The sequence below is a fragment of the Siminovitchia terrae genome (assembly GCF_003605405.2).
Taxonomy (GTDB): Bacteria; Bacillota; Bacilli; order Bacillales; family Bacillaceae_C; genus Siminovitchia; species Siminovitchia terrae.
Genome location: NZ_QYTW02000001.1, coordinates 177,114 through 198,838, shown reverse-complemented (window position 1 = coordinate 198,838; position 21,725 = coordinate 177,114). Strand labels below are relative to the sequence as shown.

The following is a 21,725-nucleotide window of genomic DNA, read 5'->3' as shown; positions in this document are numbered from 1 at the left end:
TATGATGTCTCTTGTGGCATTTCATACATTAGGCTGTAAAGTCAACCACTATGAAACGGAAGCCATTTGGCAGCTGTTTAAAAAAAATGGATATGAGCGGGCGGAATTTGAGGATACCGCTGACGTTTATGTCATCAATACATGCACGGTCACCAATACTGGTGATAAAAAAAGCCGCCAGGTCATCCGCCGTGCAATCCGTAAAAATCCTGACGCTGTTATTTGTGTGACAGGGTGCTATGCTCAAACATCACCGGCGGAAATTATGGCAATTCCCGGCGTTGATATTGTTGTCGGGACACAGGACAGGGTAAAAATGCTTTCTTATATCGAGCAGTATAAGAAAGAGCGCCAACCGATTAACGGTGTGGGCAATATTATGAAAAATCGTGTGTATGAGGAATTGGATGTTCCGGCATTCACTGACCGTACACGGGCTTCCCTTAAAATCCAAGAAGGCTGCAACAATTTCTGTACATTTTGTATCATTCCATGGGCACGCGGACTCATGCGTTCCCGCGATCCACAGGAAGTCATCCACCAGGCACAGCAGCTTGTTGATGCAGGGTATAAAGAAATCGTATTAACCGGCATCCATACAGGCGGCTACGGGGAAGACATGAAGGATTACAATCTTGCTGCTTTGCTTCGTGATTTGGAAGCAAACGTCAAAGGGCTGAAAAGACTTCGGATTTCTTCCATTGAGGCCAGCCAGTTAACAGACGAGGTAATTGATGTCATCGACAAGTCCAAACTTGTGGTAAGACATTTGCACATCCCTCTCCAATCTGGTTCAAATACTGTATTAAAGAGAATGCGCCGTAAGTATACAATGGAATTTTTCGCCGAGCGTCTAGAGCTTTTAAAGAAGGCATTGCCTGATTTGGCGATCACTTCCGATGTGATTGTCGGTTTTCCGGGCGAAACGGAAGAAGAATTCATGGAGACTTACAATTTTGTAAAAGAACATAAATTTTCGGAGTTACATGTATTTCCTTATTCCATGAGGACTGGAACGCCGGCAGCCAGAATGAAGGATCAGATCGATGAAAGCGTAAAGAATGAGCGGGTTCACCGCTTAATTTCTCTTTCGGATCAGTTGGCAAAAGAATATGCCTCCAAATTCGAAGATGAGGTACTTGAAGTCATTCCGGAGGAGCCGTTCAAAGATAACCCTGACAGTGGCCTGTATGAAGGGTACACGGACAACTATTTAAAAGTCGTGTTCCCAGCGACTGAAGAAATGGTCGGTAAGCTCGTAAAGGTAAAAATAACAAAAGCGGGATATCCGTATTGTGAAGGACAGTTTGTCCGTATAATGGATGAAGATGCCCCTGCTTCTATGGTAGTATAAATTAAACTGCAGCGCATCGCTGCAGTTTTTTTCAATAATAAAAACAGGAGAGGATAAAACATGCTTCCAAATAATATCGCTCAGATGATTGATCATACTTTACTAAAGCCCGATGCAACGAAAGAACAGATTAAAGCTTTATGTGAAGATGCCAAAGAATACGAATTTGCTTCCGTTTGTGTAAATCCAGTATGGGTTGAAGCTGCGGCAGCCTTTTTAAATGGGACGGATGTAAAGGTTTGTACGGTCATCGGATTTCCGCTGGGAGCTTCCACATCGGATGTGAAAGCATTTGAAACAAAAGATGCAATCGAAAAAGGTGCGCAGGAAGTGGATATGGTGATCAATATCGGGGCCTTGAAGAGCAGGGACCTTGATCTTGTGGAAAAGGATATTCAAGCTGTCACGGCTGCGGCAAAAGATAAGGCGCTTGTTAAGGTGATCATAGAAACATGCCTTTTGACTGATGACGAGAAGCAGATCGCTTGTGAAATTTCCAAGCAGGCTGGAGCAGATTTTGTAAAAACCTCCACAGGTTTTTCAACTGGTGGAGCTACAGAACAGGATGTTGCACTCATGAGGAAAACAGTCGGAAGTCAGATGGGAGTGAAAGCATCTGGTGGTGTCCGCTCACAGGAGGATGCTGTGAACATGATTAATTCCGGAGCAACAAGGATAGGGACAAGCTCAGGTGCAAAGATTTTGGAGGGGAATTAACAACTTTATACCGGAACTGGCATAAAAAACTTCAGACCGAATGGATAACAGCCGATGATCAGATGTCAAGTGTCTATTTATAAATAAAGGAGCATTTTTATGTTTGAACTGTTCATTACGATGATGGAGCGGCTGGGTATTATCGTAACAATCGCCTTTATTTTAACGCGTTTTCAGTTTTTTAGAAATATGATTTACCTGGAGAGGCTTGATCGCAAGCAGCAGCTTACCGCGATTTTCTTCTTCGGGTTTTTTGGAATCATAGGAACATATACAGGTTTGAGACTGAGCACGGAGACTTTGAACATTGACCGCTGGGTTATTGATCTTTCTGCAGATGAAGCCATCGCAAATTCTCGGGTGATTGGTATTGTCATAGCGGGTATGCTTGGTGGATACAGGGTTGGAATCGGTGCTGCGCTAATTGCGGCCATACATCGTTTTACATTGGGTGGTTTTACAGCGTTTTCATGCGGTCTTGCTACTATTTTTGCCGGGGTGCTGGCCGGCATGTTTCACAAGAAAAACAAGCAGGTAAAACTAAGATCAGCTTTTAAGATCGGTGCACTTGCAGAAACGATTCAAATGCTGATTATTTTACTTATTTCCCGTCCGTTTGAAAAAGCTTTAGCTTTGGTAGAAGTAATTGGCATGCCTATGATAATTGCAAATGGATTGGGCTGTGCTCTTTTTCTGCTCATCATAAAAAATGTGATAAATGAAGAAGAGAAGGCTGTGGCATTGCAGGCGCAAAAAATCTTGCGCATTGCCGACCAGACCCTTGTACATCTTCGCAATGGTATCACAATTTCATCGGCACGTGCAGTCTGTCAAATTATACATAATGACATTCAGACGAGCGCTGTTGCCATGACAAACCTGACCGATATTTTGGCCCATGCCGGCGTGAGGGAGGATCATCGGAGAGAAGGTCCCGTCGAGACTGCGTTTATAAAGGATGCTATTAAAAAGGGAAAAATTGTTGTCGGGCAGCAAAAGACCGGACAATACAGGGAGAAAGGCAACCAATTCGGTGCTACAGTCATTGCCCCCTTAAAAATAAGAGGAGATACAGTCGGGACCCTCATCTTTTATTTCCGTTCCGAAAAGGAAGTCACCCATGTGGTGATGGAATTGATTTCGGGACTGAGTATGATCATCAGTAACCAGCTTGAAATGGCAGAAGCGGATAAAGCATATCAACTGGCGAAAGAAGCAGAAATTATTTCCCTGCAAGCACAAATCAGCCCGCACTTTCTATTTAATACACTAAATACGGTTATTTCACTTATCCGCAATGACCCTTCCAAAGCTCGGAAATTATTAGTCTCTCTTTCTCACTTTTTAAGACAGAATCTTTCCGTTACGACAAACAATATGACAACTCTAGAACAGGAATTAAAGCATACGAAGGCCTACCTTTCGATTGAGCAGGCCCGGTTTGTCGATAAACTAGAGGTTTTCTATGATATAGACGAAGATGTACTCTTACACTCCATACCTCCGATTACATTGCAGCCGCTTGTAGAAAATGCAGTTAAGCATGGCTTTAAAAACAAGGAGCGCGATTGTATGTTAAATATTTTGATCAGAAAGGATGATCGAAATATTTACGTTACCGTCGAGGATAACGGGGATGGAATGAGTGAAGAACGCAGGGGGCAAATCGGTATGGCGCCAATTGAATCCAAGAATGGAAACGGTTTAGCTTTATACAATGTGAACCGCAGATTAATGATGACTTTTGGTAAGTCAGCAGCATTAAAAATCAGTAGCAGTGCTGAAAAAGGCACTAGTGTTGCATTTTCTATTGAAAATGAAGAGGAAGCGATTGGGAATGGACAAAACCATAAAAGCGATCATTGTCGATGATGAATTATATAGCCGTGATGAATTGAAACACTTATTAAGTTCTTTTAAGAGCATCCAAATAGTTGGTGAAGCCGAATCTGGGGAATCGGCAGTCATTAAAGCTTTGCAATTGCAGCCAGATGTTGTGTTTTTGGATGTTGAGATGCCAAAGATGAATGGGATGGAAGCTGCCAAGGCGTTGAGGAACTTAAAAAAAGCTCCTTTGGTGGTCTTCGCAACAGCTTACCCGCAGTTTGCAGCGGAAGCCTTCCGATTTGATGCAGTTGATTATTTGCTTAAGCCGTATGACGAAGATCAGTTTCAAGAAACAATTGAGAGAATTGAAAAAAAGTTCGTTTTCGCAAAAAGTATTGATCAGGGAAAGCATACAGGAAAGCTTGCTGTTGACGTCTATGGAGAGATTATCTATCTAGAGCCAAAAGAAATCCTTTATCTCTTCAGGGATAAAAAGTTAACTCGGATTATTGCGAAAAATGGAGAATACGTATTAAAAACTTCATTGAAGGACTTAGAAAGCCGTCTTAAGCCATACAGCTTTTTCCGAATTCATAAAAGTTACCTGGTCAACCTTGAATATGTCTCACGCTTGACACCATGGTTTAATGGGGCATATCAGCTTGAACTGGAGGGCAGAAAAGAAATGTTGTCGGTCAGCCGAAATTATGTAAAGGCATTAAGGGGTAGATTAGAAATTTAACTTCATTCAGCAGAAGTCTCCCACTTCTGTAAGTGGTGAGATGAAAGCATATTGGTATTCCGTTCAGTGGGGGTTCAAACCCCGGCTGAATAAAGTTAAAGCCTCCGGCGGATGCCACAGATCTTCAAAGGAAATTTATCGAGCGGAGCTCGATAAAATCTGGGTGCAAATACGCCAAGGCGCATTTGATATAAATGCGTTGCTTCCTTTGTTACTTTCGAGAAGTTTTGCATCTTAATGGGCTATGCAAGCATCTTAATCCAATATATTCACCTTTTATTCTGATATTCAACTTAGTTTTCCTTTTCTCTATTATACTATGCGCGTAAGCGCATTCATGATTTAATAAAGAAGGGGGAGGCATATGTATACATTTTTTGCGGGAATTGCACTTTTGATCATAGGATATTTTACCTATGGAAAATTTGTTGAAAAGGTTTTTGGTGTGAAAAATGAACGGGATACACCCGCGTATGTGAATGCTGATGGTGTGGACTACATTCCAATGAGCACTTCTAAAAATTCCATGATTCAGCTTCTGAATATTGCCGGTACTGGGCCTGTTTTCGGTCCGATCATGGGAGCTCTTTACGGGCCTGTTGCTTTTCTCTGGATTGTCATCGGAGCGATTTTTGCCGGGGCAGTGCACGATTATCTGACGGGTATGATTTCTATCCGCAATCGGGGAGCTCATTTACCTGAACTCGCAAGCAAGTTTTTAGGAAAAGTGATGAAACATGTTGTCAATGTGTTTGCGGTCTTACTTCTTCTTTTAGTTGGTACTGTTTTTGTTTCAACTCCCGCAAGTCTGCTTCATGTTTTAATGAATGGGAAAGTAGCACTTGGTATCATTATCGGAGCCGTTTTCCTTTACTATATTTTGGCTACCTTAATGCCTATTGATAAAATTATCGGCCGACTTTATCCCTATTTCGGAGCGTTGCTTTTAATCAGTGCCGTTGGAGTGGGAGTCGGTTTAGTTGTTACTGGGGCACCAATCCCAGAACTGTCTTTGAAAAATTTTCACCCTGATCATTTACCCGTTTTCCCGTTAATCTTTTTCACGATTACATGCGGAGCGCTTTCTGGTTTCCATGCAACACAAACGCCAATTATTTCGCGTACGACAAAGAAGGAAAAACAAGGCCGTAAAATTTTCTACGGTATGATGATTGCTGAAGCGATTATCGCTATGATTTGGGCAGCGGCAGGGATGAGCTTATTTGGCGGATACGCAGGCTTGAATGAAGTATTGGCGGCAGGTGGTCCAGGTGCTGTTGTAAGTGAAGTTTCTGTGGCTATGCTTGGAGCAATTGGAGGAACCCTTGCCATCTTAGGGGTTGTGGTTTTGCCGATTACATCTGGAGATACAGCTTTCCGCAGTGCGCGTATGATCATTGCAGAATATTTTAATATTGCTCAGAAGAAATTCAGCAGCCGCTTATGGATCGCTATCCCGCTTTTTGCAATATCCGTTGTTCTGACACAGATTGATTTTAATGTGCTATGGAGATATTTTAGCTGGGCAAACCAGTCAACTGCCGTCATTGCCTTATTTGTCGGAGCCATGTATCTTTACGTAGCAAAGAAAAATTATTTTATTTCTCTTGTGCCAGGAACATTTATGCTTGTTATGGTCATCACCTATATTTTAAATGCACAAATTGGCTTTAATCTTCCAATGAATATTGCGTGGGTAGGCGGATCTATCGGTACAGCCATACTGTTAGCTCTGTTCTTTGTTGCCGCGAAGAAAAATCGAGCAAACCATCTTCCGCTTGATGAGGATATTTCTGATTGGAATAGGGTAGCATAATGGGGTGTTGTGGTCCAGAGTATCGTAAACAGGTCCTTGAGAAAGAAACAACAGTGAACGCAAAGGGGAGGGAGTCGTTGCCTCTTTATGTCAAGATTCTCAGTCTTGTCGTACTTGTTGGAGCAATCGGGCTAGTAGTCATTTTATAAAAAGAAATGGTGTTTTCCATTATAAATGCACGCGAAGTCACCGCGTGCATTTATATTACAAGGCAGAAGCATTATTAAGTCGTGTTCAAAAAGTTGCCAAATTAGAAGGTCGACTAAAGACGCCACGTCCTGTGGCAACGTCGACACTAGCACGTCGTGTGCGTCGCAAGAAGGTCAAGGCGGCGAAGTTACGAGCAGCGGAAAAGCATGCTTTTAGATAAATGAGCAGCACAGAAACAAGCCAACGAAGAGATTTGCCGCTTATTATTGGGTGACTTTTTGAACATTTTCTTTAAGGTTTCTTTTTATGAAGCTTCATAATGAATTGTCCGAACTGGCGGGCAAACGGAAGTACAGCCAATGAGCAAATGATATTGAATATGACGCTTGCATGTGCAAGCTGAGTTTCCGGATTTCCTGTCAAGGAGATGCTCCAGTCAGCCAAATTCGGTATGAACGGCAAAAAGACCAGGACCCCGATAATATTCAGCCACAAATGGGCATAGGCAGTGAGCCGCGCTTCATTTCCAGCACCAATGCTTGCCAAAAGGGCTGTAGAGCAGGTGCCAATATTGGAGCCCATCATAATGAGGATGCCGGTTTCCAAGCTGAAGACTCCAGATCCGATAAAGCTCATGGCAATTCCGGTAACGACGGTTCCAGACTGAATAACAGCGGTCAATAAAACCCCCATCATAAATGAGAAAAATACGTTTCCCTCCATATTTTCAATCAAACCACGTACATGGTCTATGTTTGTCAATGGACTGGATAGCCAGTCAAAGCCGTTCATAGAAGCAAAGATGATTCCGATTCCCGTAAAAATAAAACCGGTGCTTCTAATTTTTGCGCTTCGAAAAAAAAGACAGACGGTACCGGCAGATAGCAGCGGAATAATAATGACGGATAAATCGAAGGACAGAATTTCCAAAGTCACTGTAGTCCCAATATTTGTTCCCAGGATAATCCCGATTGTCTGCGGGAATGTTAGAATTCTGGCAGAGACAAGACCAACCGCGATGACAGTCACAGCTGAACTGCTTTGAAGGACTACTGTCATGAAAATACCAGCAATAAAGCTCTTTACCGGCGTGCTGGTAGCATTCCGGAGCCAGAGTTCCAGACTGCTCCCCGACAAATTGAAAAGCCCTATTCTCATCCAGGTCATGCCCAGCAAGAAACATCCGGCTAAAACAAAAAATAAAAGAATGTAGAGCATGTCCTCACCTCTAATGAATGATATGGGATCAAATACTCGGACATGCAAGAAAATCTAAATCAGATGCACAATCCATTGACCTGATATAATTGTTATAATATAATTGCTAAGTACATGGATTTTGATCCATTGGCATGTGATTGTTACGTTCGGAGGGAGGGAAAGTTAGATGTCAAAAACAGTAGTTCGCAAAAATGAATCTCTTGAGGATGCTCTTCGCCGTTTTAAGCGTACTGTTTCTAAAACAGGGACTCTACAAGAATATAGAAAACGCGAGTTTTATGAAAAACCAAGCGTAAAGCGGAAGAAGAAATCTGAAGCAGCAAGAAAACGTAAATATTAAGAGGGTGGACCAATGAATCTTCTTGATCGTTTAAACGAAGATATGAAGCAGGCAATGAGAAATAAAGAAAAAGAAAAGCTCTCTGTCATTCGCATGCTCAAGGCTTCATTACAAAACGAGGCAATTAAGCAGGGCAACAAGCAATTATCAGAAGATGAAGAGTTGACAGTCCTTTCTCGCGAAGTGAAGCAGCGTAAAGATTCCCTCCATGAATTTGAAAAGGCTGGACGTGAAGATCTCGCCCAGAAAACTAGAGAAGAGCTTGAATTTGTAAGTTACTATATGCCGGAACAGTTGTCCGAGGAAGCAGTGGAAGAGCTTGTTCGTAATGCAATTGCTGATACAGGGGCTTCATCCAAGGCTGATATGGGCAAAGTGATGGGTGCTTTGATGCCAAAGGTAAAAGGTAAGGCGGACGGGGCACTTGTTAGCAAACTTGTTCAAAGGCATCTGTCATAAACAGGAATAAAAGCCGGAAAGCAGCGCTTTCCGGCTTTGTTACGTGCGCCCAGTATAGGCGCAGTCTATACGATGAAAATCCTGAATTGTGAAGACAGAAGTAGCCGTTAGCTTCACGAAAGTTGTCTATTGTGACATGGAGTCTGAAGGCAGTGAGCGGCAAACGTCGGGTCTGAGGAATACGACTTTTATAGCTGGCTATGTACGATTGGATGAGCTTAAATATCAAAATAAATTCCTTTCTGCGAAGTTCGTTTTAGTATTGAGATAGATGGAAATGCTGAACCATTAAGAGAGAAAAAACCTCTTGGTATTCTGAAACTTGTGGAGACAAGGCAACCGGAAAACAGGGATAGCTTTTTCACGAAAGTTTATGGACTAGCAAAAGGCTTCATGAGACAATCCTTGTATGGATAGAGAACCAGATGTTTGGAAGATAGGCCGCCCGTTGGAAAAACGACTCATTACTGCAGATGCATGCGCAATTCCTAGAAGTTTTAGATATAATATAATCATAAACGTTGAAACTTTTTCCCTTGCAAATCGTAATGTAAATGACGGGTTTTTGAAGGGAGGGGATATTGTGAAAAGGATTTTTGCTTCTGTTTTTCTCATTTTGGTGGGGCTCATATTCATTCTTCCCGTTCAAGCTGAGGGCAAGGAAAAGAATGTATACGTCATCCCGATAAAAGATGAAGTTGAAAAAGGCCTTTATGCTTTTTTGGACAGGGCTATCACTACAGCAGAGAGAGAAAATGCGGATCTGATCGTTTTTGACATGAACACTCCGGGAGGAGCAGTGGATGCTGCTCGTGATATTGGAAATAGGATTGCTAATACGGAGGTGAAAACGGTCACATTTGTAAATTCATGGGCCATCTCTGCAGGTTCGTATATAGCGCTTCATACTGATTACATCTATATGACGCCAAATGCCGTCATGGGCGCGGCTGCCGTTATTGACCAGCAAGGCAATACTGCCGGGGAAAAAGCAGAGAGCATGTGGCTTGCGGCAATGGAGGCAGCAGCGAAAAGAAGTAAGCGCGACCCCGAAATCGCTAAGGCGATGGCCAGTAAGAAGGTTGATCTCCCTGACCTGAAGGAAAATGGGAAACTCTTGACACTTGAAGCTGATCAGGCATTTAAGGTAGGCTATTCTGAGGGAACCGTCAACAATTTGGATGAACTGCTCAAGGAATTGGAGATGCAGGATGCCAAGGTTCATACGACCAAACCAGCTTTTGCCGAATCACTTGCAAGGCTGATTACTAATCCTGTTGTAGTTCCGATTCTGCTAACAATTGCAAGTCTTGGGCTTGTACTTGAACTATATACCCCTGGTTTCGGATTGCCGGGAGGAATGGGCATCTCCGCATTGCTGCTTTTCTTTTATGGACACTATGTCGCAGGTTTTGCCGGGTATGAAGCCATTCTATTGTTTGTCGCCGGGCTGATCCTGATTGCAGCTGAAATTTTTGTTGCAGGTGGAATTTTGGGAATCCTGGGGACGGTGGCGGTTATTGGAAGTATGTTTCTGGCGGGTGAAAATGTCGTCCAAATGGGAATGTCGATTGTCACTGCGCTGATCCTTGCGTTCATATTAATTATTATTATGTTAAAGGTGTTTGGTAAAAGAGTGAATATATTTAGAAAATTCATACTAACTGATTCGACGAATACTGAAAGCGGCTATGTTTCAAATGTAAACAGATTGGAATTAATCGGTCGTGAAGGAGTGACCGTCACGCCTTTAAGGCCATCCGGAACGGTTAAAATTGATGATGAACGCCTTGATGTCGTTGCAGAAGGCAGCTTTATTGAAAATGATACGGCAGTGAAAGTTGTAAAAGTGGAGGGGTCTCGAATAGTAGTTCGCCCTGTTTAACTTCATTCAGCAGAAATCTCCCACTTGTATAAGTGGTGAGATGAATGCCTATTGGTATTCCGTTCAGTGGGAGTTCAAACCCCGGCTGAATAAAGTCTAAGCCTCCGGCGGATGCACAGATTTTCAGAGGAAATTTATCGAGCTTAAGCTCGATAAAATCTGGGCGCAAATACGCCAAGGCGCATTTGATAAGAATGTTCAAAAGTCACCAAATGATAAGTCGTGAATCTCTTCGTTGGCTTGTTTCTGTGCTGCTCATGTATTTTATAGCATACATTCGGCTGCTCAAAATTTCGCCGCCTCGACTTCTTGCGACGCACACGACGTGCTAGTGTCGACGTTGCCACAGGACGTGGCGTCTTTAGTCGACCTTCTAATTTGGCAACCTTTGAACACGCACACTAATGCAAATATGAGGAGGAAAATGAATGCTTGGTGCTGACACACTGTTTTTATTAGTTGTAATCGTAATAGCGATTATTGTAGTTTCTGTTTTAATCACCTTTGTTCCGATCGGGCTCTGGATTTCTGCCCTTGCCGCAGGAGTAAAGGTTGGTATTTTCACTTTAATCGGTATGAGACTGAGAAGAGTTATTCCAAGACGTGTCGTTGAACCGTTAATCAAGGCACATAAAGCAGGCCTTCCGGTCGCAACAAACCAATTGGAAAGTCATTATTTGGCGGGAGGTAATGTGGATCGGGTTGTCAATGCGCTGATTGCAGCTCAGCGGGCAAATATTGAATTAACATTCGAACGTGCCGCGGCTATTGACCTTGCTGGTCGTGATGTATTAGAAGCGGTTCAGATGAGTGTTAACCCTAAAGTTATTGAAACACCATTTATTGCTGGTGTCGCCATGGACGGTATTGAAGTGAAGGCAAAGGCAAGGATTACTGTACGCGCCAATATTGATAGGTTGGTCGGGGGAGCAGGGGAAGAAACTGTCATCGCCCGTGTTGGTGAAGGGGTTGTTTCCACCATCGGATCCAGTGACAACCATAAGAAAGTCCTTGAAAATCCTGATATGATTTCCCGGACAGTTTTGGCCAAAGGACTCGACGCAGGTACTGCATTTGAGATTCTTTCGATTGACATCGCTGATGTGGATATCGGCAAAAACATCGGTGCCCAGCTACAGACAGACCAGGCCGAAGCGGACAAGAAGATTGCCCAAGCGAAAGCCGAAGAAAGAAGGGCAATGGCTGTTGCAAACGAACAGGAAATGAAGGCCCGCGTAGAAGAGATGAGAGCGAAAGTGGTGGAGGCCGAAGCCGAAGTGCCGCTTGCTATGTCCGAAGCGCTCAAGTCAGGAAATTTAGGAGTAATGGATTATTTATCACTGCGGAATATTGATGCAGATACAGATATGCGGGATTCCATCGGAAGAATGACAAAGCCGAAGGATAGCAACAAGCCGGAGTAAGTTCTTATTATTAGGATAGGAAAGATTAGGCGAAGCAAAGACGAATCCCTTTGGTGACTGAGAACCAAATCCTCGGGAATCGTCTTGTTTGCCAGCATTAAACGGTCGCTTACAGTTTTCTATTCAATTGAAAGGAGGTAACTCCTTTGGAACAATTTTTGCCGATAATTATCATTGCACTGATTAGTTTCTTTGTAAACAAGGCAAGTGAGCAAAAAAAGCGAGCTACCAATCAAGAAAAGCCCAAGGGTCCAAACAGCAGGCCGGTTCAGCCTAGACAACAGGAGAGGCCGGTATCTCCTGCTAATCAGAAGCCTATCCATGAAAAGCCACAGCCTGTACGTGTTGAGAGACCGCGCAGCTTGAAAGAGGCTGCAGAAATACTGCTGTCTCAAATGCAGCCTCAGATTGAGGAAAAAAAAGCTGAAGCAGAAGATAAAATGGAAGAGCTCAGAAAAGAGGCCGCAGCTTATAAGGAAAAGGCAATTGAGATGCAAAGAAAAGCGGAAGCCGTCAAAGAGACAAAGCCGGCAGGCCCGCAGATCGAACCTTTTTTTCAACAGAATGATATTGTAAAAGGGATCATCATGTCAGAGGTTCTGGGGCCTCCAAGAGCCAAAAAAAGATATGGGCGGCATTAAAACAATACAAGTGTAAGCGTGCTGTTCATCCGCGTCAGACTGATCAGAAAAGGAGAGACGTGGCAAACAACCAGGCAATATTTCAACCACACGGGGAATTGCCTTCATGCTTGCAGGGCTGTCGCTTTACCTAGAAAGATCTCATAACCGTTTAACTTCATTCAGCAGAAGTCTCTCACTTCTGTAAGTGTTGAGATGAATGCCTATTGGTATTCCATTCAGTGGGGGTTCAAACCCCCGGCTGAATAAAATTAAAGCCTCCGGCGGGTGCCACAGATTTTCAGAGGAAATTTATCGAGCTTAAGCTCGATAAAATCTGGGCTCAAATACGCAAAGGCGCATTTGATATCAAAAAAGTTTCGTCTAATTTTTTATACTTTCTTGAACGTTAAAGTGATGAAACCCCCTTTCAACTCATACATATGAGATGAAAGGGGGTTCTTTTTCATGGCGAAAAAATGGACACACCGATTTCGCAAGTGGGCGTTAGAAAAGATGGAATTGCCGCCCGATGTAATGATGGACCTCCCACGTGTCACGATCATCGGTCAATTGCACATATATATCGAGAATCATCAGGGGCTTCTCGCTTTTTCCGATAAAGAGGTTCGGCTACTTCTTAAGCAGGGGCAGATTCTGATAAAAGGTAACTCTTTTATCATCAAAACAATCCTACCAGAAGAAATACTGCTGGAAGGAAAAATAAGTGAAGTCTTGTATTTGAAAGAATAGGAGTGGCACAAAATGAAGAACCGTTGGATCACATTTCTGTCAGGCCGGGTACTGGTTAAAGCAGATGGACAAGGATTGGAGCTTCTGCTGAACAAAATGACGAGGGACGGGATTGCAATATGGAGAGTGAAACGGTTTAAAACGGGTGCCATGCTTTTTTATATTTCACTTCAAGACATACATAAATTAAGGAAAGCAGCACGTCGTTTTAAGTGCCGAATTTCCTTCGTCCGCGGCGAAGGGGCTCCTTTTTTATTGAAAAGATTATTCAAGAACAGTGGTTTTTTGGGTGGAATGATCATATTTTTTATTTTGATCACTGTGCTTTCCAACATCACATGGGGGATAGAAATTAAAGGGGCCAACCCCGAAACGGAACACAAAATCAGGAAGGAACTTACAAAAATGGGAATCAGTATCGGTAACTCCCATTTTTTAAATCAAGATCTGGAAAAAATACAACGTAATTTAACTGAACGCGTTGATAATATCACCTGGATTGGTGTTGAGTTGAAAGGGACAACCTTTCATTTTCAAGTTGTGGAGAAAACGGAGCCTAAAGAACAGGAAGCTCGCTCCCCGTCCCATCTTATTGCAACAAAAAAGGCTGTTATAGAAAAGCTGTTTGTGGAAAAAGGCAAGCCGCTGGTTAAAGTGAACCAGTTTGTTGAAAAGGGGCAGATTCTTGTTTCGGGAACGATAGGAGAGGGAGAAACAACGAAAAAAGTTTCAGCTCAGGGAGAGATTTTGGGGAAAACATGGTATCAAACGCATGCCGAATTCCCACTCCGATCAACTTTTCAAGTCTTTAGCGGAGAAGAAAAAAGAACACATGCCTTAAAATTCGGTTCTTTTTCAATGCCAGTTTGGGGATTTGGCAAGACAGGCTTTAAAAGTTTCGAAGTAGAGACCGAAGTGTACCCAGTTCGCTTTCTTGGCTGGCAGCTTCCTATTGCCTATGTTGAGAAAACGGTAAGAGCGACAGAGGAATACGAACGATCACTTACAAAAAAGCAAGCACAGGAGGCAGCAAGAGAACTAGCAAGAAGGGACCTGATAAAAAATATTTCTGAAGACGCCCGTATAGACGACGAGATTATTTTGCATGAAGAAGTAGAGAATGGTAAAGTTAAGCTGACAATCTATTTCCAAGTGATAGAAAATATAGCAAAAGAAAAACCGATCACTTAAGGAGATTACAAATGACAAAAGAATTCATAACAAATCAAATACAATTGGACAGCGATGATGAAGCACCTGTCTTATTTGGAAATGGTGACAGCAATCTAAAGATGCTTGAAGATGCATTTGGCGTTAAAATCGTGACTCGCGGAGAAACGCTTAATGTCACGGGAACACCTGAAGCAGCAGTCCTTGCAGAGGAAACGATAAAGCAGCTGCTCGTTGTAATAAGGAGCGGTATCCGGATTGGGCCTAGGGACACTGCTTATGCGGCTCAAATGGCGAAGCAAGGAAAAATAGAGTATTTTTCGGAATTATATGATGAAGAAATTACGCGCAATGCAAAAGGCAAAGCCATCCGCGTAAAAACACTTGGCCAGCGCCATTACATCGAAGCAGTCCGGAAAAATGACTTGGTATTTGGTATAGGTCCTGCGGGTACTGGAAAAACATATCTGGCAGTTGTGATGGCTGTGGCTGCATTGAAAAGCGGGAAGATCAATAAGATCATATTAACTCGTCCAGCAGTAGAGGCAGGGGAAAGTCTTGGCTTTTTGCCAGGAGATTTAAAAGAAAAAGTAGATCCTTATTTGAGGCCGCTTTATGATGCCCTACATGATGTATTGGGGGCTGAACATACTCAAAGGCTCATTGAAAGGGAAACAATCGAAATAGCGCCTCTAGCCTATATGAGAGGGCGTACGCTTGATGATGCCTTTGTCATATTGGATGAAGCTCAAAATACAACCCATGCACAAATGAAAATGTTTTTAACGAGGCTTGGCTTTGGATCAAAGATGGTCATAACGGGAGATTCAACTCAAGTGGATCTTCCGCAAGGAGTTAAATCCGGTCTTGCGACTGCAGAGGTTATATTGCAGGGAGTAAAGGGCATTGCCTTTATTCACTTTGAAGAGGGAGACGTTGTGCGCCATCCTCTTGTCGCGAGCGTTATCAAAGCGTATGCACAGAATGAAACCACCCCCGGACGTTAAGTCCGCGGGTTTCTTTTTCGAAATTTAGGTAGTGTCTTTACTCTCCGAAACTGCTATATTTGACATAGGAATCCTTTTTTTCTAAAAAAAGGCGGTGGGGGAGAACAATGTACTTTCAAAAGTATATAAAAAATATACGAAAGATTCTTAGTTATAAGCTGTTTACGGCTCTAGTCTTTTTGGTGTTGGGCCTTTTATTATTTGCAATCCTTTACACGAACGTTAAGCCTGAGACCTATGACATGGAGCTATTTTCTGTCGCCGATAAAACGATCCGTTCACCAAAAACCATTGAAGATGAAGAAAAAACAGCGGAAGAACGGAAAAAAGCTGCCGGAGAGGTCGAAGACGTATATGTGTATAAAAAAGAGGTCGCTCAAAACAGAGTGCTTCTGCTTACTTCCATTTTCGATTTTGTAAACGAAGTAAATCAAGAGGGGTCAGATAAAAAAAAGAAAGAAGAGGAAGAAGGTAAAACGGAAAAAGAAAGTACTCAACTTACTGCGTCCAAGCTAGCCTTATTGAAATCAAAGCTTACAGCTGACGTTACTGAGGATGTTACCGAAACGATATCGGATCAGACTCTTACTCAGCTATTGGCGGCTGGCCCAGATGAATTGGAAAAGGCCAGGAGTATCCTAATCAATAATGTCGAAGCCATCATGAACGACAAGATCCGTGAAGATCAAGCGAACAAAATAAGATCTGTTTTAATTGATAGAATCAAGTCAGCAAACTTGGATAAAAATGTGGAAAATGCCTCTATTGAGCTTGGAAAATACGCTATTATCGCAAATGAAGTCTTTGATTCAGGGCTTACTGAAGAAAGAAAGCAGCAAGCCATGGATGAAGTGGAGCCCGTAAAAATATTGCAGGGGCAGATAGTGGTTCAAGAAGGACACCTCATTGACAGGGATATTTACCGCCAGCTTGATACGTTGGGGCTATTGAAAGGTAAGCCATCAGTCAAGCCGTTCATCGGTCTTGCTATTTTTGTTCTGCTTTCAATAGGCGCTATATATATACCTTTTACAAAATTGAAAGAGCCAGAAGAAAAGAAACAGAGCTATTTGCTGATTTTCGGAATCGTCTTTGTAGGGGCTATTCTAGTAATGAAGCTCATCAGTCTGGTGGCAGGCCTGGATCAATACGATATTTCCTATGTCTTTCCCGCTGCGATGGCTCCCATGCTGATCAGAGTTATGGTCAATGAGCGTTTTGGCCTGCTGATGGCAATTATTTTGGCTGCTTGCGGAAGTATCGTTTTTCATGACGGCATTTCGGGAACAATAGATGTGGAAATTGCACTATACATTTTATTCAGCGGTCTTGCAGGCATCATTTTCCTATCTGATAAAAACGAACGCTTTAATCTATTGCGTGCTGGTATGCTTGTTTCCGTTGTTAATGTACTGCTTATTTTCTTCCTGCAATTTATTGGCAGCGGTCAAATGACCAATATGGAATATGTATATTTTATAATTAATGGTGCTGTTTCAGGTATTTTGTCTGCCGTATTGACAATGGGGATTTTGCCTTTCCTTGAAGCGGGATTCGGTATATTATCAACAATGAGGCTGATTGAATTATCCAATCCGAATCATCCTTTGCTAAAGAAGATCTTGATAGAGGCGCCAGGCACCTACCATCATAGTGTAATGGTGGCCAATTTGGCGGAGTTGGCATGTGAAGCCATCGGTGCAAACGGCTTGCTTGCAAGGGTTGGGGCCTATTATCATGATATTGGCAAGACAACAAGACCGCATTTTTTTATTGAAAATCAAATGAACATGGAAAATCCTCATAATAAGCTGGAGCCCGCAACAAGTAAAGATATTATTATTGCCCATGTTACGGATGGCGTGGCGGAATTGAAAAAACATAAAATGCCAAAGGAAATCGTAGATATTGCGGAGCAGCACCATGGGACAACATTGTTAAAATTCTTTTATTATAAAGCTGTTGAGATTCAAGGTGATGTGGAAGAGTCTGATTATAGATATCCTGGCCCGAAACCGCAATTTATAGAAGCGGCTGTTATCAGTCTGGCGGATTGTGTAGAAGCAGCGGTTCGTTCTTTGAACCAGCCGACACCCGAGGCAATCAAGTCGCTCGTTGACTCCATTGTTCAAGACCGGCTTTTGGATGGCCAGTTAAATGAGTGCGATATTACTATGAAACAACTGGAAATCATTAAAACAACGTTTTGCGAAACGCTGGGTGGTATTTTTCATTCAAGGATTGAATATCCGAAATAAGGAGCAGAAGGTGATGCGAAAATGAGTCTCGAAGTTGACTTCATTGATGAAACAGGCGATGTAAAAGAAGAACATTATCATTTATTGGAAGAATTGTTGAACCATGCAGCGGAAATGGAAAACGTGGAAGATGGAAGTGAGCTTTCCATTACTTTCGTTAATGATGATTCCATTCAGGAATTGAACAGAGCCTATAGGGGGAAGGATTCCCCCACGGACGTTATTTCCTTTGCGATGGAAGATATGGGTGAAGGGGAAACGGAAATAGCCGGTGTTGAAAACCTACCAAGGATATTGGGGGATATTGTCATTTCAATCGAAACGGCGGAAAAGCAGGCGGAAGAATATGGCCATTCCTATCTGCGGGAGTTTGGTTTTTTGACGGTGCATGGTTTCCTTCACCTTCTTGGATATGATCATATGAATGACGAAGACGAAAAACGTATGTTCAAAAAACAAGAGGATATTTTGAAGAGCTATGGCTTGGAAAGATAGAAACGCATTCAGTTTCGGACGCCTTCTAGATTCTTTCTCCTATGCTATTCAGGGCTTGCGGCACGCTGTTAGAACGGAAAGAAATTTTCAAATCCATTTAACCGCCGCCCTGATTGTTAGTATGTGTGGTTTTGCTTTTCGATTGAACAGAATGGAATGGGTTTTTATCCTTATCTGCATTTTTGGGATGATCGCTCTAGAATTACTAAATTCGGCGATTGAAAAAACCGTTGATCTTGTTACAGATGAAATAAAGCCTTTGGCTAAGCAGGCGAAGGATATGGCGGCAGGCGCTGTTATGGTTTATGCCATCATGACGGTGGTGATTGGGCTTATTATTTTCATACCGAAAGTTTTTGAGCTGTTCCAATGAAGCTGAATCATTGGGCAGTTTTTGTTTTATAATCGAAAGATAACCCTGAAAGAAGAGTATCGTGAAGCAATTTCAATGACACTTCGCTATATGCTCAAGCGTCGTAGGTGTTTGGCGAACATCATAGCAAAGTGATATGAAATAAAGAGGCTGAAGAACTGATTGTAAAGCATCACCTTATTTCCAGTGCTGACAAGGCATTTGCATATTTCCGTTCAATCTGTACGCCGATGAGTTTGTTTTTATTTGAAAGTCAAACCCCATTCGGATAAAATAATCTCACATCCAAAGGATGGAATGAATTTGCGGAAATTATCCAAAAATTTATTCGAAAAAAGATAACTTTTTTTATGAAATTGTAGTAAAATTAGAAGTAAGCTACGAGGAGAATCATTACATGAAGGAACAATTAATGAAAGAAGCAGTACGTGCCAAGGAAAAAGCGTATGCTCCATACTCAAACTTTCCAGTTGGGGCAGCACTGTTAACGAAGGATGGAACTATTTACCACGGATGCAATATTGAGAATGCTTCTTACGGGCTGACAAATTGTGCGGAAAGAACTGTAATATTTAAAGCGCTTTCAGAAGGCGATAAAGCTTTTGAAATGCTCGTGGTTACGGCTAATACTGATCGCCCGGTGCCTCCATGCGGAGCATGCAGGCAAGTAATAGCTGAGCATTGTTCACAAGATATGAAAGTCATCTTGACCAATAGTAAAGGGGATGTGCAGGAGTTTACAGTCGGGGATCTACTGCCATTTGCTTTTTCGGCAGGTGATATGAATGAATAATAAAATGGTGAGAGACGATAGGGAATTTAAATCGGGCTTCATTTCAATCATTGGACGGCCTAATGTAGGGAAATCAACCTTTTTAAACAGGGTGATTGGCCAAAAGATAGCGATTATGAGTGATAAGCCGCAAACGACCAGAAATAAGGTTCAAGGTGTATTAACGACTGATGAAGCTCAGATGGTTTTCATTGATACGCCGGGTATTCATAAACCGAAGCATAAGCTTGGCGATTTTATGATCAAGCTTGCAATTAATACATTCAGAGAAGTCGATCTCATTTTGTTCATGATTAATGCAGAAGAAGGTTATGGACGCGGAGATGAGTTCATCATTGAACAATTGAAAAATGTTCAGACTCCGGTTTTTCTCGTCATTAACAAGATCGATCAGGTGCATCCTGACCAGTTGCTTGTCTTAATTGAGCAGTATAAAGAAATGTATCCATTCAAAGAAGTTATTCCAATATCAGCATTGGAAGGAAATAATGTCGAGCGGCTCATCCAGCAAATCCAAGAATATTTGCCTGAAGGCCCTCAATATTACCCTTCTGATCAAGTGACTGACCATCCTGAACGATTCATTGTATCGGAATTGATCCGTGAAAAAGCACTCCATCTTACACGGGAGGAAGTGCCGCATTCCATCGCTGTTGTCATTGATCAAATGAAAAAGGAAGACAATAAGGAGCTTATTCATGTCATGGCGACAATCGTTGTTGAACGGGATTCACAAAAAGGAATTGTTATTGGAAAACAAGGGAAAATGCTGAAGGAAATCGGACAGCGTGCCCGTAAGGATATCGAGAACCTTTTGGGTTCGAAGGTTTTTCTTGAACTGTGGGTCAAGGTCCAAAAAGACTGGAGGAATAAAGCCACTCACTTAAGGGATTTTGGTTTTAGAGACGACGAATATTAAATTGGTTTGTTTTAGCAAATTTTATGTTGAATCTTCTTTGGGTGCATGGACAAACATATTCATATAACCATCAAAAAGAAAGGCGGGATTCAAATGTATGAGTTTACTTGGAAGGTTTTTAAGAAGACGGGGAATATCGATATTTACCTGCTTCTAAAGGAACTGGAGAAAGAAGAACACATGATGAATACACTGCCGATTGCCGACAAGCCCGATGTGATCAATTATCCTGTTTCCTGACCGTTACTTTACTTTTTTTTGAGCACCCGATGCAGTATGATACTGTAAAAGGGGTTAGCGACATGTTGAAAAAATTTGAAGGCATTGTAATCAGAACAACAGATTTTGGTGAATCACATAAAATAACAGCCATATACAGCAGGGAAGCAGGGAAGGTTCCCGCGATGGCAAGAGGCGCCAAAAAAACAAACAGCCGTCTTGCTGCAGTTTCCCAGCTGTTTACATACGGTTATTTTTTAGTTCAGACTGGACACGGTCTTGGAACTTTACAGCAGGGAGAGATCATTTCGCCATTAAGGGGCTTGAAAGAGGATATTTTTAAAACCGCCTATGCTTCCTATATTGTAGAGATGGTTGACAGAAGCACCCAGGATAACGAACCAAACCCATATTTATTTGAATTGCTGCATCAATCGCTGAACTATATAAGCGAGGGGTATGATCCTGATATCATCACCCATATTTTTGAAATGAAAATGCTTCAAGTTCTTGGGCTTTATCCGGAAATGAAAAGATGCTCTTTATGTGGTGCAACTGAAGGCAGCTTTGGCTTTTCTATTAAAGAAAATGGACTTATTTGTCATCGCTGCCAGGAGAGAGATCCGCATTTTTTACCAATTAGCCAAAATGCGGTTAAACTTCTGCGGTTATTTTATTATTTTGACTTGAATCGTCTTGGTACTATTTCAGTCAAGCAGGAGACAAAAAATGAGCTAAAAAAAGCAATTGATTTGTATTACGAGGAATATTCCGGCCTTCATTTCAAATCCAAGCGCTTTTTGGATCAAATGGATTCATTGAAGGATAAGATGTGAACAAGAGGTTGACATGTAGCTTCGTTTCGATTATTTTTATCATTTCCCGACAGAAGACTCCCACTTCAAGAAATGTGAAGGGCGTAGTCCAATGGGTAAATGGGAGATGAATGTTGGTTGGCGATAGCCAAAATGTGTTGTATACTGGATGTAGAACAAATTCAAGCGTGGTTGCTTGTTGCGTAAATAGAACTTGTCGAGTGGCTGTCGTTCGCCTATACCTTTCAAAAGTCGCAAAAAGGATAAACCACAAACCTGTGGCACGAAAACCAAGTGCCACATAGTAAACAAGACTGCAATACCATACGAAACTCGTATCAACCCGTAGGGACTACGGGGGGTAGCCT

At 42.2% G+C, this 21,725-nt stretch carries 23 protein-coding genes; 22 read left to right on the top strand and 1 reads right to left on the bottom strand.

The genetic code is table 11. The features are described 5' to 3' along the window. Positions 1–4: 4 nt before the first annotated feature. The 7 genes from mtaB to D5F11_RS25755 all read left to right on the top strand — a co-directional run bounded on the left by mtaB (position 5) and on the right by D5F11_RS25755 (position 6,605). Positions 5–1,354, top strand: coding sequence for a tRNA (N(6)-L-threonylcarbamoyladenosine(37)-C(2))-methylthiotransferase MtaB (gene mtaB / locus D5F11_RS00980; RefSeq protein WP_120114923.1), 1,350 nt, complete (start codon positions 5–7; stop codon positions 1,352–1,354). Positions 1,355–1,414: 60 nt separating this feature from the next. Beyond that, entirely contained in the window at positions 1,415–2,071 is a 657-nt protein-coding gene (deoC, locus tag D5F11_RS00975; RefSeq protein ID WP_120114924.1) for a deoxyribose-phosphate aldolase, read from the top strand. A gap of 99 nt (positions 2,072–2,170) precedes the next feature. Next, entirely contained in the window at positions 2,171–3,943 is a 1,773-nt protein-coding gene (locus tag D5F11_RS00970; protein WP_120114925.1) for a LytS/YhcK type 5TM receptor domain-containing protein, read from the top strand. Next, complete coding sequence (locus D5F11_RS00965) at positions 3,909–4,640, top strand: LytR/AlgR family response regulator transcription factor (RefSeq protein WP_120114926.1); 732 nt, start codon at positions 3,909–3,911, stop codon at positions 4,638–4,640. The genes D5F11_RS00970 and D5F11_RS00965 overlap by 35 nt, the downstream gene beginning before the upstream one ends. Before the next feature lie 40 nt (positions 4,641–4,680). Continuing rightward, complete coding sequence (locus D5F11_RS00960) at positions 4,681–4,878, top strand: hypothetical protein (protein WP_120114927.1); 198 nt, start codon at positions 4,681–4,683, stop codon at positions 4,876–4,878. Positions 4,879–5,004: 126 nt separating this feature from the next. Then, a complete protein-coding gene (locus D5F11_RS00955; RefSeq protein WP_120114928.1) occupies positions 5,005–6,456 on the top strand; it encodes a carbon starvation CstA family protein in 1,452 nt (483 codons plus the stop codon). Next, positions 6,456–6,605, top strand: coding sequence for a hypothetical protein (locus D5F11_RS25755; protein ID WP_185830423.1), 150 nt, complete (start codon positions 6,456–6,458; stop codon positions 6,603–6,605). The genes D5F11_RS00955 and D5F11_RS25755 overlap by 1 nt, the downstream gene beginning before the upstream one ends. Positions 6,606–6,897: 292 nt before the next feature. Here D5F11_RS25755 and D5F11_RS00950 read toward each other — a convergent pair whose 3' ends face one another. Further along, a complete protein-coding gene (locus D5F11_RS00950) occupies positions 6,898–7,824 on the bottom strand; it encodes a Na/Pi symporter (RefSeq protein WP_120114929.1) in 927 nt (308 codons plus the stop codon). Between the two features lie 169 nt (positions 7,825–7,993). Here D5F11_RS00950 and rpsU point away from each other — a divergent pair, with 169 nt between their 5' ends. The 15 genes from rpsU to recO all read left to right on the top strand — a co-directional run bounded on the left by rpsU (position 7,994) and on the right by recO (position 21,378). Next, positions 7,994–8,167 carry a 30S ribosomal protein S21 gene (gene rpsU, locus D5F11_RS00945; RefSeq protein WP_120114930.1) on the top strand — a complete coding sequence of 58 codons (174 nt, stop codon included), beginning with the start codon at positions 7,994–7,996 and terminating at the stop codon, positions 8,165–8,167. A 12-nt stretch (positions 8,168–8,179) separates the two neighbouring features. Then, positions 8,180–8,626 (top strand): GatB/YqeY domain-containing protein, encoded by a 447-nt coding sequence (locus D5F11_RS00940; protein ID WP_120114931.1) that lies wholly within the window; start codon positions 8,180–8,182, stop codon positions 8,624–8,626. 583 nt (positions 8,627–9,209) lie between these two features. Next, the gene (locus D5F11_RS00935) at positions 9,210–10,511 is read left to right on the top strand and encodes an NfeD family protein (RefSeq protein WP_120115105.1); all 1,302 of its coding nucleotides are present in this window, start codon (positions 9,210–9,212) and stop codon (positions 10,509–10,511) included. Positions 10,512–10,939: 428 nt separating this feature from the next. Then, positions 10,940–11,935 carry a flotillin-like protein FloA gene (floA, locus tag D5F11_RS00930; RefSeq protein ID WP_120114932.1) on the top strand — a complete coding sequence of 332 codons (996 nt, stop codon included), beginning with the start codon at positions 10,940–10,942 and terminating at the stop codon, positions 11,933–11,935. A 146-nt stretch (positions 11,936–12,081) separates the two neighbouring features. Further along, a complete protein-coding gene (locus D5F11_RS00925; protein ID WP_120114933.1) occupies positions 12,082–12,576 on the top strand; it encodes a hypothetical protein in 495 nt (164 codons plus the stop codon). Between the two features lie 447 nt (positions 12,577–13,023). Then, a complete protein-coding gene (yqfC, locus tag D5F11_RS00920; protein ID WP_120114934.1) occupies positions 13,024–13,308 on the top strand; it encodes a sporulation protein YqfC in 285 nt (94 codons plus the stop codon). A 12-nt stretch (positions 13,309–13,320) separates the two neighbouring features. Next, entirely contained in the window at positions 13,321–14,499 is a 1,179-nt protein-coding gene (yqfD, locus tag D5F11_RS00915; protein WP_120114935.1) for a sporulation protein YqfD, read from the top strand. Positions 14,500–14,510: 11 nt separating this feature from the next. Continuing rightward, a complete protein-coding gene (locus D5F11_RS00910; RefSeq protein ID WP_120114936.1) occupies positions 14,511–15,485 on the top strand; it encodes a PhoH family protein in 975 nt (324 codons plus the stop codon). Positions 15,486–15,592: 107 nt separating this feature from the next. After that, the gene (locus D5F11_RS00905) at positions 15,593–17,743 is read left to right on the top strand and encodes an HD family phosphohydrolase (RefSeq protein WP_120114937.1); all 2,151 of its coding nucleotides are present in this window, start codon (positions 15,593–15,595) and stop codon (positions 17,741–17,743) included. A 21-nt stretch (positions 17,744–17,764) separates the two neighbouring features. Continuing rightward, the gene (gene ybeY / locus D5F11_RS00900) at positions 17,765–18,238 is read left to right on the top strand and encodes an rRNA maturation RNase YbeY (protein WP_120114938.1); all 474 of its coding nucleotides are present in this window, start codon (positions 17,765–17,767) and stop codon (positions 18,236–18,238) included. After that, positions 18,222–18,611 carry a diacylglycerol kinase family protein gene (locus D5F11_RS00895; RefSeq protein WP_120114939.1) on the top strand — a complete coding sequence of 130 codons (390 nt, stop codon included), beginning with the start codon at positions 18,222–18,224 and terminating at the stop codon, positions 18,609–18,611. Before ybeY ends, D5F11_RS00895 begins: the two co-directional genes overlap by 17 nt. 397 nt (positions 18,612–19,008) lie before the next feature. Next, positions 19,009–19,404, top strand: coding sequence for a cytidine deaminase (locus tag D5F11_RS00890; protein ID WP_120114940.1), 396 nt, complete (start codon positions 19,009–19,011; stop codon positions 19,402–19,404). Further along, the gene (gene era, locus D5F11_RS00885; protein ID WP_244862073.1) at positions 19,397–20,323 is read left to right on the top strand and encodes a GTPase Era; all 927 of its coding nucleotides are present in this window, start codon (positions 19,397–19,399) and stop codon (positions 20,321–20,323) included. The genes D5F11_RS00890 and era overlap by 8 nt, the downstream gene beginning before the upstream one ends. 93 nt (positions 20,324–20,416) lie before the next feature. Continuing rightward, the gene (locus D5F11_RS00880; protein ID WP_018705897.1) at positions 20,417–20,563 is read left to right on the top strand and encodes a YqzL family protein; all 147 of its coding nucleotides are present in this window, start codon (positions 20,417–20,419) and stop codon (positions 20,561–20,563) included. Between the two features lie 62 nt (positions 20,564–20,625). Further along, the gene (recO, locus tag D5F11_RS00875; RefSeq protein WP_120114941.1) at positions 20,626–21,378 is read left to right on the top strand and encodes a DNA repair protein RecO; all 753 of its coding nucleotides are present in this window, start codon (positions 20,626–20,628) and stop codon (positions 21,376–21,378) included. Positions 21,379–21,725: the final 347 nt, after the last annotated feature.

Excerpts from the sequence above, each read along its gene's own strand:
- mtaB (WP_120114923.1), top strand. The coding sequence starts at position 5 with ATGTCTCTTGTGGCATTTCATACATTAGGCTGTAAAGTCAACCACTAT.
- D5F11_RS25755 (WP_185830423.1), top strand. The coding sequence starts at position 6,456 with ATGGGGTGTTGTGGTCCAGAGTATCGTAAACAGGTCCTTGAGAAAGAA.
- D5F11_RS00950 (WP_120114929.1), bottom strand. The coding sequence starts at position 7,824 with ATGCTCTACATTCTTTTATTTTTTGTTTTAGCCGGATGTTTCTTGCTG.
- D5F11_RS00955 (WP_120114928.1), top strand. The coding sequence starts at position 5,005 with ATGTATACATTTTTTGCGGGAATTGCACTTTTGATCATAGGATATTTT.
- D5F11_RS00970 (WP_120114925.1), top strand. The coding sequence starts at position 2,171 with ATGTTTGAACTGTTCATTACGATGATGGAGCGGCTGGGTATTATCGTA.
- era (WP_244862073.1), top strand. The coding sequence starts at position 19,397 with ATGAATAATAAAATGGTGAGAGACGATAGGGAATTTAAATCGGGCTTC.
- D5F11_RS00890 (WP_120114940.1), top strand. The coding sequence starts at position 19,009 with ATGAAGGAACAATTAATGAAAGAAGCAGTACGTGCCAAGGAAAAAGCG.
- yqfC (WP_120114934.1), top strand. The coding sequence starts at position 13,024 with ATGGCGAAAAAATGGACACACCGATTTCGCAAGTGGGCGTTAGAAAAG.
- D5F11_RS00880 (WP_018705897.1), top strand. The coding sequence starts at position 20,417 with ATGTATGAGTTTACTTGGAAGGTTTTTAAGAAGACGGGGAATATCGAT.
- floA (WP_120114932.1), top strand. The coding sequence starts at position 10,940 with ATGCTTGGTGCTGACACACTGTTTTTATTAGTTGTAATCGTAATAGCG.
- rpsU (WP_120114930.1), top strand. The coding sequence starts at position 7,994 with ATGTCAAAAACAGTAGTTCGCAAAAATGAATCTCTTGAGGATGCTCTT.
- D5F11_RS00905 (WP_120114937.1), top strand. The coding sequence starts at position 15,593 with ATGTACTTTCAAAAGTATATAAAAAATATACGAAAGATTCTTAGTTAT.
- deoC (WP_120114924.1), top strand. The coding sequence starts at position 1,415 with ATGCTTCCAAATAATATCGCTCAGATGATTGATCATACTTTACTAAAG.
- D5F11_RS00940 (WP_120114931.1), top strand. The coding sequence starts at position 8,180 with ATGAATCTTCTTGATCGTTTAAACGAAGATATGAAGCAGGCAATGAGA.
- D5F11_RS00965 (WP_120114926.1), top strand. The coding sequence starts at position 3,909 with ATGGACAAAACCATAAAAGCGATCATTGTCGATGATGAATTATATAGC.
- yqfD (WP_120114935.1), top strand. The coding sequence starts at position 13,321 with ATGAAGAACCGTTGGATCACATTTCTGTCAGGCCGGGTACTGGTTAAA.
- recO (WP_120114941.1), top strand. The coding sequence starts at position 20,626 with ATGTTGAAAAAATTTGAAGGCATTGTAATCAGAACAACAGATTTTGGT.
- D5F11_RS00960 (WP_120114927.1), top strand. The coding sequence starts at position 4,681 with ATGAAAGCATATTGGTATTCCGTTCAGTGGGGGTTCAAACCCCGGCTG.
- D5F11_RS00910 (WP_120114936.1), top strand. The coding sequence starts at position 14,511 with ATGACAAAAGAATTCATAACAAATCAAATACAATTGGACAGCGATGAT.
- D5F11_RS00895 (WP_120114939.1), top strand. The coding sequence starts at position 18,222 with ATGGCTTGGAAAGATAGAAACGCATTCAGTTTCGGACGCCTTCTAGAT.
- ybeY (WP_120114938.1), top strand. The coding sequence starts at position 17,765 with ATGAGTCTCGAAGTTGACTTCATTGATGAAACAGGCGATGTAAAAGAA.